Source organism: Capnocytophaga canis, assembly GCF_000827555.1.
Lineage (GTDB): Bacteria > Bacteroidota > Bacteroidia > Flavobacteriales > Flavobacteriaceae > Capnocytophaga > Capnocytophaga canis.
Window position 1 is genome coordinate 1 of the sequence record NZ_CDOI01000208.1, and the last position, 15,854, is coordinate 15,854.

General features: G+C 34.8%; 15 protein-coding genes. 5 read left to right on the plus strand and 10 right to left on the minus strand.

The genetic code is table 11. The features are described from left to right. Positions 1 to 440, minus strand: a 440-nt coding sequence (locus CCAND38_RS11100; protein WP_042345502.1) for a DUF4934 domain-containing protein, incomplete at its 3' end; no start/stop codon positions are given. 397 nt (positions 441 to 837) lie between these two features. On the opposite strand from CCAND38_RS11100, the gene pheS reads away from it, so the two are divergent. Then, a complete protein-coding gene (gene pheS, locus CCAND38_RS11105) occupies positions 838 to 1,857 on the plus strand; it encodes a phenylalanine--tRNA ligase subunit alpha (protein WP_197066359.1) in 1,020 nt (339 codons plus the stop codon). Positions 1,858 to 2,242: 385 nt separating this feature from the next. Here pheS and CCAND38_RS11115 read toward each other — a convergent pair whose 3' ends face one another. Both CCAND38_RS11115 and CCAND38_RS11120 read right to left on the minus strand, forming a co-directional pair. After that, entirely contained in the window at positions 2,243 to 3,472 is a 1,230-nt protein-coding gene (locus CCAND38_RS11115; protein ID WP_231550036.1) for a M56 family metallopeptidase, read from the minus strand. Position 3,473: 1 nt separating this feature from the next. Beyond that, entirely contained in the window at positions 3,474 to 3,842 is a 369-nt protein-coding gene (locus CCAND38_RS11120; RefSeq protein ID WP_013998121.1) for a BlaI/MecI/CopY family transcriptional regulator, read from the minus strand. A gap of 180 nt (positions 3,843 to 4,022) precedes the next feature. Here CCAND38_RS11120 and CCAND38_RS11125 point away from each other — a divergent pair, with 180 nt between their 5' ends. From CCAND38_RS11125 to guaA, 3 genes are all read left to right on the plus strand, one after another. Beyond that, complete coding sequence (locus tag CCAND38_RS11125) at positions 4,023 to 4,949, plus strand: ABC transporter ATP-binding protein (RefSeq protein ID WP_042345510.1); 927 nt, start codon at positions 4,023 to 4,025, stop codon at positions 4,947 to 4,949. A 45-nt stretch (positions 4,950 to 4,994) separates the two neighbouring features. Next, positions 4,995 to 5,225 (plus strand): DUF6341 family protein, encoded by a 231-nt coding sequence (locus CCAND38_RS11130; protein WP_042010327.1) that lies wholly within the window; start codon positions 4,995 to 4,997, stop codon positions 5,223 to 5,225. Positions 5,226 to 5,485: 260 nt separating this feature from the next. Further along, entirely contained in the window at positions 5,486 to 7,015 is a 1,530-nt protein-coding gene (guaA, locus tag CCAND38_RS11135) for a glutamine-hydrolyzing GMP synthase (protein WP_042345512.1), read from the plus strand. 84 nt (positions 7,016 to 7,099) lie between these two features. Here guaA and CCAND38_RS11140 read toward each other — a convergent pair whose 3' ends face one another. The 4 genes from CCAND38_RS11140 to porD all read right to left on the minus strand — a co-directional run bounded on the left by CCAND38_RS11140 (position 7,100) and on the right by porD (position 10,938). Further along, positions 7,100 to 7,600: a DUF4112 domain-containing protein gene (locus CCAND38_RS11140; protein WP_042345527.1), complete on the minus strand. Its 501-nt coding sequence runs from the start codon at positions 7,598 to 7,600 to the stop codon at positions 7,100 to 7,102. Between the two features lie 144 nt (positions 7,601 to 7,744). Beyond that, positions 7,745 to 8,308, minus strand: coding sequence for an NfeD family protein (locus CCAND38_RS11145; protein WP_042345514.1), 564 nt, complete (start codon positions 8,306 to 8,308; stop codon positions 7,745 to 7,747). 24 nt (positions 8,309 to 8,332) lie between these two features. After that, positions 8,333 to 9,991 (minus strand): DNA repair protein RecN, encoded by a 1,659-nt coding sequence (gene recN, locus CCAND38_RS11150; RefSeq protein WP_042345516.1) that lies wholly within the window; start codon positions 9,989 to 9,991, stop codon positions 8,333 to 8,335. A gap of 65 nt (positions 9,992 to 10,056) precedes the next feature. After that, entirely contained in the window at positions 10,057 to 10,938 is an 882-nt protein-coding gene (gene porD / locus CCAND38_RS11155) for a type IX secretion system protein PorD (RefSeq protein ID WP_042345519.1), read from the minus strand. Positions 10,939 to 11,208: 270 nt separating this feature from the next. Here porD and ppk1 point away from each other — a divergent pair, with 270 nt between their 5' ends. After that, positions 11,209 to 13,290 carry a polyphosphate kinase 1 gene (gene ppk1, locus CCAND38_RS11160; RefSeq protein ID WP_042345521.1) on the plus strand — a complete coding sequence of 694 codons (2,082 nt, stop codon included), beginning with the start codon at positions 11,209 to 11,211 and terminating at the stop codon, positions 13,288 to 13,290. Positions 13,291 to 13,300: 10 nt separating this feature from the next. Here the strand turns inward: ppk1 and CCAND38_RS11165 are convergent, their stop codons facing one another. The 3 genes from CCAND38_RS11165 to CCAND38_RS11170 form a co-directional block, all read right to left on the minus strand. After that, the gene (locus tag CCAND38_RS11165) at positions 13,301 to 14,590 is read right to left on the minus strand and encodes a peptidase associated/transthyretin-like domain-containing protein (RefSeq protein ID WP_156129804.1); all 1,290 of its coding nucleotides are present in this window, start codon (positions 14,588 to 14,590) and stop codon (positions 13,301 to 13,303) included. 1 nt (position 14,591) lies between these two features. Continuing rightward, positions 14,592 to 14,714, minus strand: coding sequence for a hypothetical protein (locus tag CCAND38_RS12155; protein WP_255395912.1), 123 nt, complete (start codon positions 14,712 to 14,714; stop codon positions 14,592 to 14,594). Between the two features lie 141 nt (positions 14,715 to 14,855). Beyond that, positions 14,856 to 15,854: hypothetical protein (locus tag CCAND38_RS11170; RefSeq protein WP_231550037.1), on the minus strand; the 999-nt coding region annotated here is incomplete at its 5' end.

The window sequence follows — 15,854 nt, forward strand, 5'->3', positions numbered from 1 at the left end:
ACTAATTCATCATTTTTAAAATCGTAATCAATATCGTACAATCGGGAAAGTTCTCCAGGCCCTTGTCCGTGAGAAAATCGTTTTATGAATTTTCCATTTCTATCAAAAATCAGAATCCCTCCGTCTTTGAAATTATCCATTATATAAATATATTCCTCCGTAGTTATGATTTTATAAATACCGTCAACCAAACTTTCGTTATTGGTTTCCAACGGGATAATTTTTACTTCGTTTACTAAATTTCCAAACTCAAATTGTTTTTTCCCAAGAAAAGGATTTAAGTCTATTTTCTTGATAGTTTCTGTTTTTGGGGTAATAATTTTTGTATTTTCAAGTTCTAATAAAACAACTTGTTCCTCTGAGTAACGACCGATTACGTTCGAACTTTGGCAACTTAATAGTAAAAATGACAAGTAACCTATGTAGGTGATATTTTTCATTTACAATCAGATTAAGATATTGAATAAATTTTGAAATAAGTTTTGTGTAAATTTTAACTTCCTGCAAATGTACAAAATAATATTGAAATATATAAGTGAACTCGTTTATGTACCTGTATTAAATTATGTATTTATTTAATAATTAATATTTTGAATTACTGATGAGATGATGCTTATTAAAAACAAACGAATGAAAATATTTTTATTGTAGGTTCATTTGTAAAGATTGACTGACTGCTACTTTAAATGACGATCAGTTCTCAAGTGTTACTAATATGGTTTATCAAGAGCCTTTGCAAATAGAATCTGTCGAAGTAAAATTTCTATATGACAATTTTCGAATTTGGTAAAAAAACATTACTTTTGCCACCTAACAGAGAGAAAATCTTAACGGATAATGATTGATAAAATTAAAGAGCATATCGCTCAAGTGGAAGCCTTTGTTGGAGCAACAAAGGAAGAGGTAGAACAATTTCGTATCCAGTATTTAGGAAAAAAAGGTGTTTTAAATGACTTTTTTGCAGAGTTTAAAAATGTTCCTAATGAAGAGAAAAAATCATTCGGACAGATTCTAAATGAACTTAAATCCAAGGTGGAATCCAAAGTACAGGCTCTGCATGACAATTTGGAACAACAAAACGAAAGCCAAGGTGTTTACGGCGATTTGTCCCGTCCCGCTACTCCAATTCAAATCGGGGCACGTCATCCAATTTCATTAGTGAAGAATCAAATTATTGAAATTTTTTCTAACATTGGGTTTAACGTTTCCGAAGGACCTGAAATTGAAGACGATTGGCATAATTTCACGGCATTGAATTTACCTGAATATCACCCTGCTCGTGATATGCAAGATACGTTTTTCATTCAAACCAATCCTGATATTTTGCTCCGTACGCATACTAGTTCGGTACAGGTTCGGTATATGGAAAACCACCGACCGCCAATTCGTACCATTTCTCCAGGACGTGTATTCAGAAATGAAGCTATTTCGGCACGTTCACACTGTTTATTCCATCAGGTTGAAGGACTTTACATTGACAAAGACGTATCTTTTGCTGATTTGAAACAAACATTGCTTTATTTCACTAAAGAAATGTTCGGGAAGTCTAAAATTCGTTTGCGTCCGTCGTATTTTCCGTTTACAGAGCCTTCTGCGGAAGTGGATATTTATTGGGGTTTGAATAACGAAATTGATTATCGCATCACCAAAGGAACGGGTTGGCTCGAAATTATGGGTTGTGGAATGGTTGACCCTAATGTGTTGAAAAACTGCAATATAAATAGTGAAGAGTACAGCGGTTTTGCTTTCGGAATGGGAGTAGAACGTATAGCGATGTTGCTTTATCAAATTGGAGATATTCGTATGTTTTATGAGAACGATGTTCGTTTTTTAGAGCAGTTCAAAAGTTCTTTTTAAGAGGAACAGGTGAAATCAAACATAATACATTTTCTTGTCCGTTTTTTAGGTTTCTTTTTGGTGTTTTTCATCATAAGATATGTCTTTTCAAAAATGGATGGCATCAAAATGGAAAAGTTTTTGTTTTTATGTCTTTTTCTGTGGAGCGGTATTTCTTCTTTGTATTTGATGGCGGAATCCTACTTTTTACTGACTAAAAAACGAAAAACTAAAGGTTTCATTAGTCTTGGTATATGTGTTATGACAATTATTTACACTTTAATTGGATTGAATCTGCTTATAGAAGTGTATTTTATGATAGCTTAAAGTTTATAAAATGACTTTACAATAAAAAAAGCAAGTTTTTAAGACTTGCTTTTTTGTTTTTATCCGCAGAAAAACGACATTACTTTTCTTTGACAGGCACCGGAGGTGGTGGCGGAGGCGGTAATTCCGTACTTTTTTTCATTTTGCCAACCGGTGTTGGAGGAGCAGGAGGCGGTGGTAATTCCTCAGCTTTTTTTACTCTGATAGCAGATGGTGGAGTTGGTGGCGGAGGCGGCAATTGTAAGCCATACTTCTTAGTAAAAGCCTCTCTTTCTGATTTATTGGTAATTTGCTCCACAATTTCATTACCTGCTTCATCTGTCAGAGTAACAGTTGTTTTTTCTCCTTTTCCCTTAAGACTTACACCTTCTACTCTTATTATTTTATATTTGGCAGATGCTTGTAAGGGAGAAACTTCTTTTTGTTTTTCCGCTTCTTGGGCGTAGCTTTTTTCGGCAAAAACCACAAGGAATAGAACACTTGTTGGGATAAGCAACGCCATTTTACATAAATTACGAAAATGATTTACTTTTGTTTGTAACATAATCAGACGTTTTTTGGTGTTGTAAAAATTGAAATAATTATAAATCGGGACATTTGCAGAAGCAGCTCTTTTGAGTATAAGCATTTGGTATTCTGCAATATTTGTGTGTTTAGAAACCACACAAGCATCGGCTAAAAACTCGTGATTGATTCGGATAGCTTTCCCAAACAAATGCACCACAGGGTGAAACCAAAACACGATTTTCAAAAACTCGACAAAAAGTAAATCCGAAGAATGTTTTTGCCGAATGTGGGTCAGTTCGTGTAATAAAACTTTCTGCTCATAGGCGTCTTTTTTATTGATAAAAATGTAATTCCAAAATGAATGAGGAGCACATTCTTCTTCCAAAATCACCAAATAAGCTCCTTGATAAGGTTGTTTAGGATGCTTTTTGATTTTATTGAAGATTTTAAGCAAGTTACGTAAGAATCGAAATAGCATCAGAAACGCAATCACTCCATATAAACATATGATAATCAAACTTGTAAAGTTGTTATTTTCTGTAATGAATTGCTCTGTTGTTGGATTTACGTAAATTGAGGAAGTGCCAATCTCTTGCGTAACGACTGTTTGCTCGAATGTTTTTTCAAATATGGGTTGAAAAGGCATTTCAATGGTAATCAGCGGAAAAACAAACGAAGCTACCAAAGCCAAGAGCAAGAAAAACCGATTGAATATCAGCATTTTTTCTCGTGATAGCAACAAGTGATACAATGTGTAAAAACACATACCACATAATAGCGTTTTGATAAGATACGGTATCATTTTATTCCTTTTTAAGGTTTGAATCTACTATTTTTTTCAACTCTTCCCATTGCTCGGGAGTCATCGAAATTTCCTTTGCAAAAAAGGAAGCAAACTGAAAAGCTGAATTTCCAAAATAATCGCTGATAATGGTTTTCATCTTTCGGGAAAAGTAGCTATTTTTAGAAACTTTTGGATAATACTCACGTGAATTTCCCCGCTGATGATACCCAACCATCTGCTTGTCAATCATTCGTTTAAGAAGCGTAGCGATAGTTGTACTTGCCGGTTTTGGGTCAGGATAAGCCTCCAACAAATCTTTCATATAGGCAGTTTGTTTCTGCCATAAATATTCCATAAGCTGTTCTTCTGTATTCGATAATTTTTTCATTTTCTACAAATTTAGATTTTACACTACAAATGTAGAAATAAATTTTAAATAGAAAAAATTTTTCTCCAACTTTTTTCAAAATATTTTTCATTGTAATAGAAAATTTACTTCTAAATAGTTGATTTTCTGTAAGTATTGTAGTTTTGGTTATTTATTATATATTTGCTTTTTTTTTGAAAGATGCTCAAAGTTAATAATATATCATATACGTACGACGGCTTCAATGCTGGTTTTCGCGATATTTCGTTTGAATTGCAACAAGGTGAACATCTGTCCGTTATGGGCGAAAGTGGCAGTGGTAAAAGTACACTGTTGAAAGCTATTTACGGACTTTTTGATTTACAAGAAGGAACCATTTTTTTCAACGAGAATAAGGTGGTAGGGCCTTCACGTCAGTTGGTTCCAGGCTATGAAAAAATGAAGTATTTAGCACAGGATTTTGGTTTGAGTCCGTATCATACTGTGGCAGAGAATATTGGTAAATTCTTGTCTAACATTGATTTAGATTATAAAAAACAACGTGTAAGTGAGCTGCTTTCGCTTGTGGAAATGGAACGTTTTTCGGACAGAAAGGCACATTTGCTCAGTGGAGGTGAAAAGCAGCGTGTGGGACTTGCTGTAGCTTTGGCACAAGAACCTGAATTGCTGATACTTGATGAGCCTTTCAGCCAAATCGACACTTTTCGCCGTAATAAACTACAACGGACGTTATTTGCTTATTTAAAAGATAAAAATATCAGCTGTATTGTTGCTACGCACGATAGCCGTGAGGCTCTTGCTTTTGCTGATAAAGTACTTATAATGAAAGATGGAATTTCAATAATGTTCGGAAATTTGTTAGATGTTTATCGCCAAAATAAGGATTTTTACACAGCATCACTTTTCGGAGACGTTACTCGATATAGCAGAGAAAATAACGTTTTGTTACTCAAGCCCTATGAAATTGAAGTTGTCGAAAAATCAGATTGGGAAGCAATGATATTATCTTCTTATTATCAAGGAGATATGTTTTTAATAACAGCTGTTTCAAATGCCGAACCTGTCTATTTTTACCATAAGAATCCATTAAAAAAAGATGAAAAAGTTTATTTATCAAAAAAGAATTAATATATTTGTACCGAATTAGTTATACTTAAAAAAACATATCTGTATATGAAAGCATTTTTTGAAGCTATCCAATATTTTTTTGAGGAAATTTTGTTTGCTCCATTGGATTTTTTGCGTACGTTGGAACTTGAAAGTTGGTGGGGAGCCAATTTTATGACTTGGACATTTATCCTCATTGGGTTTGTGTTCCTGTTCTATTGGTTGGGACAATTGAGAAAATACAACAAAAGAAATGACGAACGTAGAGACGTGGTTTCACATTCATTTTTTAAATAATTTTTTGTTGCACTTTTTATTTAGAGGGCTGTCCGAAAAGTTTTGTCTTACACCATTTTGCCATCTTTAATTTCTTGGAAACCTTTATTCACAAGGTTCATAGGGTTCCTCCCTTTAATCGGAATGATAGGATAGCACGGAGATTAACTTTTCAGGCGGTCTTTTTTGCATTTATTACCCATAATATTCGGCGATTTACATTTTTTTGTAATTCTGCCTGAGATTCGGATTATTTTTTAGACTATACATTACATAAATCAATGAATAACAGTGTTTTAATTTTAGATTTCGGTTCGCAGTACACTCAGTTGATTGCTCGTAGAGTACGTGAACTGAATTTTTTTTGTGAGTTACATCCATTTAATCATTTACCTGAAAATTTAGATGATTTTTCAGCGGTAATTCTTTCAGGGTCACCTTATTCGGTGCGAAGTGAAGACGCTTTATTACCCGATTTGTCAAAAATCAAAGGTAAAAAACCGTTATTAGCTGTTTGTTACGGAGCTCAATATTTGGCTCATTTCAATGGAGGAAACGTAGCTCCGTCAAATATTCGTGAATATGGACGTGCAAATCTTTCGTTCATTAAGGAAAATGAACCCTTATTTGACGGTATTGCAATAGATAGTCAGGTGTGGATGAGTCACAGTGATACAATTAAAGAATTGCCTACTCGAGGTGTGTGTTTGGCGAGTACTAATGATGTGGTTAATGCTGCTTATCGGATTGATGGGGAACAAACCTATGCTATTCAGTTTCACCCTGAAGTATCACATTCAATTGATGGAAAAAAATTGTTAGAAAATTTCCTTACGAAAATAGCAAAAATTACTCCAACATGGACACCAGATAATTTCGTGGAAATGACCATACAGTCTCTTAAAGAGCAAGTTGGTGATGAAAAAGTGATTTTAGGGCTTTCAGGAGGCGTTGATTCAACTGTGGCAGCAGTACTGCTTAACAAAGCTATCGGAAATCAACTTCACTGTATTTTTGTAAATAATGGGTTACTTCGTAAAAACGAGTTTGAGAATGTTCTAAAACAATATGAAGGGATGGGATTAAACGTAAAAGGAGTAGATGCTTCGGAACGTTTTTTGACTGCTTTGGCAGGAAAGTCAGACCCTGAAGACAAGAGAAAAACCATAGGGCGTGTTTTCATCGAAGTGTTTGATGATGAGTCACATAAAATTGAAGATGCGAAATGGTTAGGGCAGGGGACGATTTACCCTGATGTTATTGAATCGTTATCGGTGAAAGGCCCTTCAGCGACCATAAAATCACATCACAATGTAGGAGGATTGCCCGATTTTATGAAATTAAAAGTAGTAGAGCCTTTGCGTATGCTCTTCAAAGATGAGGTACGCCGTGTGGGGAAAACCTTAGGTATTGATGAGGAATTGTTAGGCAGACATCCGTTCCCTGGTCCAGGATTGGCGATTCGTATTTTGGGGGATGTTACCGCTGAAAAAGTGCAAATTTTACAAGAAGTAGATGCCATTTTTATCAACGGTCTCAAAGAACATAATCTCTATGATAAAGTATGGCAAGCAGGAGCCATCTTGTTGCCAATCAATAGCGTAGGTGTTATGGGAGATGAGCGTACGTACGAAAAAGTTGTTGCTTTACGTGCCGTAGAAAGTGTAGACGGAATGACCGCTGATTGGGTTGATTTGCCGTACACTTTCCTACAAAAAATATCAAATGCAATTATTAATAAGGTGAAAGGCGTCAACCGAGTAGTGTATGACATTAGCTCAAAACCACCTGCAACCATTGAATGGGAATAATTTTTATCCCATTCATGGCAGAGCAATAGTTATATATATTAAACAAATCAAAAGGTTGTCAAAGCAATTTGGCAACCTTTTTAGCTACCCAAAAATCCAGTCGAATAAATCCTTAACAAGAGATAGCACAAAGCCAATCATTATGATAATTAGTACAATAAGCACAATAACGCCAATAGTTGTCCACAAGGCACGACGGTTTACTTTTTTGATGATTTCTTTGTCATCGTTCACAAAGCCGATGATTAAATCGAAATTTTCTTTGTGCGAACGATGAACAAAATCTAATACCATACCCAAATAAGGAATAAGCCCAATCAACACGTCCAAAAGAGAGTTGAAAAGAATAGCGACTGTTAATCGATAAGATCGAATTTTGAATATTGATACATACAAAAATGAAAAACTAAAGAACTGAGTAAAAAAATCTCCAACCACAGGAATCAGTCCGATAATCCCATCAAGGTAGTAGTCATCCATATATTTTTTTGTATACTTGATGATGTTATAATGAACACTATTATCAAGTTTTGAGCGTTTTAACTCTTTGTAGGACTGTAGATTGACTTGTTTTTGTGATTGCATATTTTGGGTGTTCTCAGTCATGTAACTAATTTAAGTGATTGTTTTAAAAAGTTAATTTTATTAAGTTATATCGTTGAAAAATAGGACAAATCACCATTTATCGGTTAATTATCGTATTTTTCCTTTTTACATGTTTTAGCACTTTTAAACTTTTTCCACAATGGCCACAGTGTTTTCGATTCCAACGATTTTTACGATAGAATTTGACGAAATCTTATCACCGTCAGTCATTGCTTCAAGCTCTCGGAATGAACCTTTTACGCTGAGAGTTATTTTCCCTTTGCCCGATTTATGAGGTGGAATGGTTAAATAAACTTCTGCAGTTTTGTTTATTATTTCATTGATTTTAAATGAGTTATCTTCGGTGAGTTTCATTAATGCTCTTATGACCAAAAAGAATAGGTAAATGAATAGACAGCCGATAACGACTCCTAATAAAGTTAGAAGAATCTTATTTTCAATAAGTTGGTAAAATGAAATTCCAGTCCAGCTGAAACCTAAGAGAAAGTTAATCAAATTTCGGAATGAAAATAACTGGAATGGGGTATCTTCTCCTTCAAAATCTCCATCAAAGTCCGCATCAATGCCATCTGAGCTTCCCATACCGATGAAAGTCATTACTGTTTGGATTAAAAAGATAACTGATGTTGGAATAGCGATATACCAAAATGTTTTTAGGAATATGTCCATTGAATTAAATAGTTCCATAGAGTTCTGATTTTTAATATGTTATTAACCTTTTTTTAGTAATTCTATTGCATGATTTTTTGCCGATTCACCACTGTTTTTTCCTTCTAACATTTCCGAAAGTTCAATAATTCTCTCATTTTCTGAAAGTTGTTTTAGTTGAGTGGTAGTTTTTCCTTCAATATCTTCCTTAAAAACTTTAAAATGATAATGACCTTTGGCAGCTACTTGTGGCAGGTGTGTTATGGCAAAAACTTGTCGATTTTTACTCATATTTTTCATTATTTCCCCCATTTTTAGAGATATTTCGCCTGAAACGCCTGTATCAATTTCGTCAAACATAATGGTTGGTAATGCTGTATGTTCTGCCATAATAGCTTTCACCGCAAGCATAATTCGCGACAATTCTCCGCCAGAAGCTACTTTTTTTAAAGTTCCAAAATTTCCACCTTTATTAGCTGAAAATAAAAAAGTTAGCTGATCCATTCCGTTGTTTTGATACGTTTGTGTGGACTGTAACTCTATCTGAAAACGTGCATTTGGCATCCCAAGTTCATGCATGAAATTAGTTAGTTTGGTATCTAATTCTGGAATGACCTTTTTGCGTGTTTCGTGCAGTTCCGATGCCTTTTCGATAGTTTCAATTTGTTGATTTTCAACGATATTACGTTGTTCTTCAATTGAACTTTCTATGTTTTCAGTTTGGGAAACGGCTTCTTCCAATTGGGTTTGAATGGCAATAAGTTCATCCACAGTTGAAACCTTGTGCTTTTTTTGTAGGTCGTAAATCAAGTGTAATTGCTGTGATACTTTTTCCAAAGTTTCTGGGTCAGTTTCGATGTTTTCGTCGATGTCAAAGACCTCATTTTGTAAGTCATCCAATTCAATGAAGGCTGATTCAATGCGTTCGAAAATATCGCGATACTGTTGTTTGTAGTCGGTGAGTTTTGTGAAAACACGTTTTAATTCACGCAGTTGGTTTACGATACCTACATTTTCGTCGCTCAACAACTGCAAACTTTCTTTTATATATTCTTTTATTTCCTCGCTATTAGATGCCTCTTCATAGGTTTCTTCCAATTCCTCTTGGATACCTTTTTGCAGAGGAGCGGATTTTAATTCTTTTAGTAGATGAAAATTATAGTCGTATTCTTTATTTGCATTCTTTTGGAAATCAATGAGTTCCTTAAGTTTTTTCTGGTTTTTTTTGAGTTTTTCCCACAGGGATACATATTCCGAGATTAGGTGTTTGTTACCAGCAATAGCGTCAATGATATCGAACTGAAAATCTAAATTTCCAATAGAAAGTGTTTGATGTTGCGAATGTATGTCGACTAACACCTCTCCCAATCGGCTAAGAGTATCTAAGGTCACGGGTGAATCGTTAATGAACGCTCTTGATTTGTTCGAGGGTAGAATTTCTCTACGGATGATGGTTTGCGGTTCGTAGTCAATTTCTAAGTCACTAAAAAGAGTCAGAAAGTTGTATTTTTCCAATGAAAATTCGGCTTCAATAACGCATTTTTCTTCTTTATTTCGGAGTGCTGACATGTCGGCTCGTTTCCCAAGCACCAATGAAAGTGCGTCTAATAGTATGGATTTCCCAGCTCCTGTTTCTCCTGTGATGATGATAAACCCTTCAGGGAAATTGATGTGTAAATCATCAATTAAAGCGAAATTTTTTATAGATAGTGCTTTTAGCATGTTTTTATTTTTTTTCGTGAGAATTTGAAATTATGAATTACGTTTTGGATAGTCAGAATTTGCAACTATTTAATCATATTCCATTTAATTGCCTGTGAGGGAGCTACTTTCAGCAGTGATTCTTTCAAAGTTTTGGTGCTGAACATGGTTCCTCCTGAATAGATGGATACAATTTCGTCCGTTTTTGCCCCAAATAGTATGTTCACAGCGTAGGAATTAAGTCGTAGGCTTGGGATTTTTTCAATTTGTAGCAACGCATTTTGCATTTCCTCTTTTGCTTTTTTCTCATCCATATTCATTATGTCCAATCCCAAACGATGATAGGTGTACCAAATTTTATGATAATTTGTGTAATTCTCTGATAATAATTCTTTTATGAGCATCCAACGATTGTTATCCCCATTGTCTGTCCAACCTGCATAGCCACTACTTTGAGCATTTGTTACAACGCTTTGAGCTTGTACAAAATAGGGGTGTCCTCCTGATTCCACGAATGTATTGGCATCAAAACCTAAGATTAAATAAGCATAATATGCCACGATGGAGGTTAAGTTCGATTCAAACGAATTATTGGTAAAAGACAGTGTTTCAAATTCTTGATAACTGAAAGATACATCTTTGTCTTGCAAATTCACTACGGGCGATTGATATGCCGTATTGAAGACAGGGCGAGATGACTGCACAAGCAAACTTCCCTCCATCTGATTGTTCTCATACTTGGTAATTACGAAAGTAAAATTGCATCTAATACGTTCATTATCATGTGTTTTTATGCTTGTCCATGTAGTATTATTGATAAATTCATGCAAAGATTTTTCCAATGTTTTGAAAACATTTCTATTGGAGAGGTTCACCTGTTGGGTGTTTACCGTTACCACAGCATTTAACTCTTGAGCCGAAGTTAAAACGCTGAAAAGCAACGTACAGACATATATTATTTTCTTCATCATGTACACTAATTTCACGCAAATATAAATAAAATTCCGAGAAGATTGAAATTCGGGTTCTTTTTTTGTTTTGTGAAATGAATTCTATGAATGTTAAATATTTTTTCGTAATTTTGTGGCAGTGCAGTCCAAAAAGAGTTGTACTAAAAGCGGTTGAGAAACGCTTCTTAAAGGTGGATTAAATGTTAAAAAAGATTTCTATTTAATCGTGTACTTTACAGTGCGGATTTTGACAAAAAAGACATCTTTAGTTTTTCTTATTACATCAATATGGCAAAGAATAAATACATAAACAGGGAACTTAGTTGGTTGAAATTCAACGAGAGAGTGTTGCAAGAGGCAGCAGATGAAAGCGTTCCGCTATTGGAGCGTTTGCGTTTTGCAGGAATATTTTCAAATAATTTAGATGAATTTTTCAAAGTGCGTTATGCTACGATTAAGCGTATTGTGATGAACGATAGTAGTGACATCCACGCTAAAGAATTGCTTGAAGAAATCACCAAAGAGGTTATCCAATTGCAGGAACAGAGTCTGAACATTATAGGTTCGGTAACTAAAGAATTGGAAAAAGAACAGATTTTTATTGTGAATGAAAAAACGCTACTTCCTGAACATGAGAAGTTTGTGACTAGTTATTTTCTTTCCAAAGTGCGTCCAGCTTTGTTTACTATCATTCTAAATGATCTGGAAGCGTTTCCTGAGTTGAAGGATGATGTGGCGTATTTAGCAATCAAAATGATTTTGAAAGAAGAGGGACAAACCAAAGGTATTCAAAAATTCTTTTCTTCGAAAGCATATAAAGAGAAAATACAGTATGCACTCATTGAGTTACCTACTACTATTGATCGTTTTGTGGAGTTGCCTAAAGTGGATGGAAAGCATTATATTATTATGATTGATGACATCATACGCTTTTGTATGCATCAAATTTTTTACATATTCAGTTATGAATCACTTACGGCACATATGATTAAAATCACCCGAGATGCAGAGCTTGATATTGATGATGATTTAAGTAAAAGTTTTGTTGAAAAAATTTCGTCAAGTGTAGAAGGGCGACGCAGTGGAGAGCCAGTCCGTTTCGTTTATGATAAAGGAATAGACAAGGATACTTTGGCATTTCTGTTTGAGAAGATGGATATTGTGGACACTGATAGCATCATACCAGGAGGAAGATATCACAACCGACGTGACTATATGAATTTTCCAAGTATGGGACGCTATGATTTGACATATGAGCCCATTCAGCCACTGCCCGTAAAAGGACTCTCGTCAGGAGAAAGTTTACTCAAAAAGATAGCCGAAAAAGATTATTTGCAATTCACACCTTATCATACTTTTTCCAATATTGTTTGGTTTTTGCGAGAAGCGGCTTTGGACCCCAAAGTGAAATCCGTAAAAATTACCGTTTATCGCTTGGCAAAAAATTCACAAGTGGTGAACTCATTAATAAATGCGGTTAAGAATGGTAAAAAAGTAACCGTACAAATTGAGCTACAAGCTCGTTTTGATGAGGAATCAAACATAAAATATGCAGAATTGTTAAAAGCGGAAGGTGTAAAACTTATTTTTGGGGTTCGAGGGTTGAAAGTCCACAGTAAAATATGTGTTATTGAGCGTGAAGAAGGGAAGGAACTCAAACGATATGGATTCATCAGTACAGGAAATTTCAATGAATCTACCGCACGAATCTATACCGATTACACCCTCTTTACCGCCAATCAAGATATTCTTAAGGAGGTTAATAAAGTGTTTAATTTCTTTGATACGAATTATATCATCCAACGCTATAAACATTTGATTGTGTCACCACATTATACAAAGAAAATACTTACTAAACTCATTGAGCAAGAAATTACCAATGCTAAGAACGGTAAAGAAGCCTTCATAAAGCTGAAAATGAATAGTTTAACCAGCTATAAAATGATTGACAAACTTTATGAAGCAAGTAGGGCAGGGGTTAAAATTCAGATGATTGTTCGTGGTATTTGTTGTTTGATTCCAGGAGTTCCAGGAATGAGCGAAAACATTGAAGTTATCAGTATTGTCGACAGGTTTTTGGAGCATCCTCGTCTGTTTATTTTTGGAAATAATGGCAATCCGAAGGTTTATATTTCTTCGGCTGATTTTATGACCCGTAATATTTCCCACCGAGTGGAGGTCGGTTGCCCAATTTATGATGCTGATATCAAAAAAGAATTGATGGACACCTTTGAAATTGGATGGTCGGACAATGTGAAAGCACGTATTATCTCACAAAAACAAGATAATGCCTACCGCCGAAATGACGATTTAAAAGTTCGTTCGCAAGTGGCGATGTACGACTATTACGCCCAGGATAGGGATTTGTAATATTAATATTCTAGTTCATATCTCTATCTCTAATTTTCTTGAAATATTCCATAGTAGGGATAACCCTGTCTATTATGTATTTGTAATTTTCGCCTTGTTTGTTGAATAAATTTTCGGGGGAATCAGTTGCTTTCCTAAAAAAGGCATCTAACGACATGCCTTCAGCCATTTTCTTTAATTCATCATAGGTTGTGGTGTTTTCAATGGGGTATTTCTTCCAAAATTTGGAATCATATTTCAGCGATGGATACAGATACATTTCACTTAAGAAGCCGTGTCTGCCGTCATATTCATTTTTCACAGGAGTGATGTGCGTCAGTTGTATGTGTGTTTTTTGACTAATCACTTCTCTTGTCAAAGCAAATTTGTGGTATGAAATTTTGGAAGGGTAGTGATGTTCCCCAATGATTACATATTCAACGGTTAAAATATGCCGAGAGGCATTATCTTCATCAAAGGAAGCGGTTTCTTTGAATATTTTATTATTTTCATCTAACCATATTTTTCCGCTCATGTTAGAACATTTTCCCATAATGGTCGATATTTCTTTCACTTGCTTGTATTCCAAAATTGTATGAGCATTTTCGGTAAGATACTCATCATCAACCTTTTCAAAAACAAACTTAGAGGTGTTTTTTTCAAATAGCGGGTGTGTTAATTTTAACATGGAAAATCCATAGAAGTACAAAGGAGATTTAAAAAGTATACCATTGTTTTTAAGCGTTTTATCTGTTTCTAAAAGCATTTTTTCGGGGCTACGGCGTATTTGCTGTGGGATGTTGAAACCGATACAAAAAGGATTTTTTCGCACGTCACCAAGCAACATAGTTTGCCCTACAATTTCAGAATACCCCACAAGCGTACCTTTTTTGTTGTAAAATCGGGCTGTTCCATGTGATTTTGCCCAAAAATCAGGAGTTACGTAGTAGGATTTTTTCTTCTCAAAGTCCTTAACCTTTTCCAACACATTCCAAACTTTTTCACCTCCCTGATAAATATTTACTTCACTTAGTTCATTCACACCAAGTTCTAAATGGTATTGATGACCAATTTCATTTCCAAAAAGGCATAGTGTTTTGTAGGAAATATGACTGAAACAAATGCGGTCGTTGGTAGTGATTTCATCTCCTTCAAAACTGAAAAAACCATTGTCATCGGTAGAGGCTACTACCTTATCATTCACGGAAATATACACCCCATAAATCGGGGCATTGGTTTTAACATCCAATACATGTCCTTCATATTTACTCTGAGAGAATAGAGGAGAAGAAAATAGTAAAATAATAAAAAAAAGTTTCATATTAATCATTGGTTACGACAGTAAAATCAATTTCTAAATTATAGAATTTCTGCTTTCCGTTGGTAGTTAAAACCGTATTAACATTGTGGTTACCTACTTCTTTGTCAGAGGTTTCAACAATCATTTGAACAGAAAATGTATTTAAAAAACTCGCGACACCTCATATTCAACAGAGCTTGAAGCCTGTTTTACAGAGCCTGTTTTTGTTTTTTTCTCTTGGCAGGAGATTAATAAAAATAAGACAGTAAAAAATATATGTATCTCATTACGAAAATTTAACTTTATAAACTATTAAAAAATCTATATCAGGGTCTTGTGGCGTGACGCCGTAGAACATACCGTTGGAATGTCCGATAATTTCAAACCCTTTAGGTACGTCTAAATCTGCAATCAATTGATGGTTTTTGTAAATTTGCAATCCATGGCTTGTTGCACCTTTACCTTTGGAATAACCTCTGAAAATCAGCTGTTTTTCAGGAAAATATTTTAAAAACGTATAGTAACCATACGTTGCGTAATCGCTTTTCCAATTCTTATGACCTTCCTCAGAGGTATTGGTACGGCGATAATCTGTTTTCATGTCCCGTCCCGCCTTTCCAAATTTTCCTTTGATTTTATCCTCTTGTTTACTGTAAAGATAAATGTCAGGATCAGGCCAAAAATTGATATATACATCATCTATTTTTTCATAGGTATCATAGTTTAAATATTGAAAATTAGGGATGTTTTGTTGAGATAAATATACGGGAGAGTGTCTACCTAAAATTTTCTCAAACTTTCCTGTTCTTAAATTTATGATTCCGAAACAACGTGCGTAGTTATAGTATAATTCTGACTTTTCTGAAGTGCTGTATCCATTCAAGAATGCGTGTTTTGAAAAAATAGAACAAACCACTCTGTCCTCATCCCATCGTTTGAAGGTATTAGGTCTAACGCAGTCAAAACTGTACGAATCTGCCAATGTAACCATAGGTTCGTGCCATAATTCTTCGTAGGTTCTTGTACTGTTGTTGTCTATCCTAAAAAATTTCTTTTTTTGAAATTGAGTGTCGAATATGTCAATTGCCCAATTGTTTCCATTCATCGTAGCGAATTCGTTTTCACCAAATGTCAGATAATCAATGTAAAATACTTCATTAGGTCCTCTTCCTTTCCCTGCGTGTCGCTGTACAAACTCTCCTTCATTCGTAAATTGAAAAATATAGGAAAAGCGTTCGTCTACGAAATAGAGTGTATCTTTCCACATCAAAAATTTTCCGACATA

Coding starts and splice junctions, on each gene's coding strand:
- porD (WP_042345519.1), bottom strand. CDS start 10,938: ATGAAGAAAATAATATATGTCTGTACGTTGCTTTTCAGCGTTTTAACT.
- pheS (WP_197066359.1), top strand. CDS start 838: ATGATTGATAAAATTAAAGAGCATATCGCTCAAGTGGAAGCCTTTGTT.
- CCAND38_RS11115 (WP_231550036.1), bottom strand. CDS start 3,472: ATGATACCGTATCTTATCAAAACGCTATTATGTGGTATGTGTTTTTAC.
- guaA (WP_042345512.1), top strand. CDS start 5,486: ATGAATAACAGTGTTTTAATTTTAGATTTCGGTTCGCAGTACACTCAG.
- CCAND38_RS11145 (WP_042345514.1), bottom strand. CDS start 8,308: ATGGAACTATTTAATTCAATGGACATATTCCTAAAAACATTTTGGTAT.
- ppk1 (WP_042345521.1), top strand. CDS start 11,209: ATGGCAAAGAATAAATACATAAACAGGGAACTTAGTTGGTTGAAATTC.
- recN (WP_042345516.1), bottom strand. CDS start 9,991: ATGCTAAAAGCACTATCTATAAAAAATTTCGCTTTAATTGATGATTTA.
- CCAND38_RS11125 (WP_042345510.1), top strand. CDS start 4,023: ATGCTCAAAGTTAATAATATATCATATACGTACGACGGCTTCAATGCT.
- CCAND38_RS12155 (WP_255395912.1), bottom strand. CDS start 14,714: ATGATTGTTGAAACCTCTGACAAAGAAGTAGGTAACCACAATGTTAAT.
- CCAND38_RS11130 (WP_042010327.1), top strand. CDS start 4,995: ATGAAAGCATTTTTTGAAGCTATCCAATATTTTTTTGAGGAAATTTTG.
- CCAND38_RS11140 (WP_042345527.1), bottom strand. CDS start 7,600: ATGCAATCACAAAAACAAGTCAATCTACAGTCCTACAAAGAGTTAAAA.
- CCAND38_RS11165 (WP_156129804.1), bottom strand. CDS start 14,590: ATGAAACTTTTTTTTATTATTTTACTATTTTCTTCTCCTCTATTCTCT.
- CCAND38_RS11120 (WP_013998121.1), bottom strand. CDS start 3,842: ATGAAAAAATTATCGAATACAGAAGAACAGCTTATGGAATATTTATGG.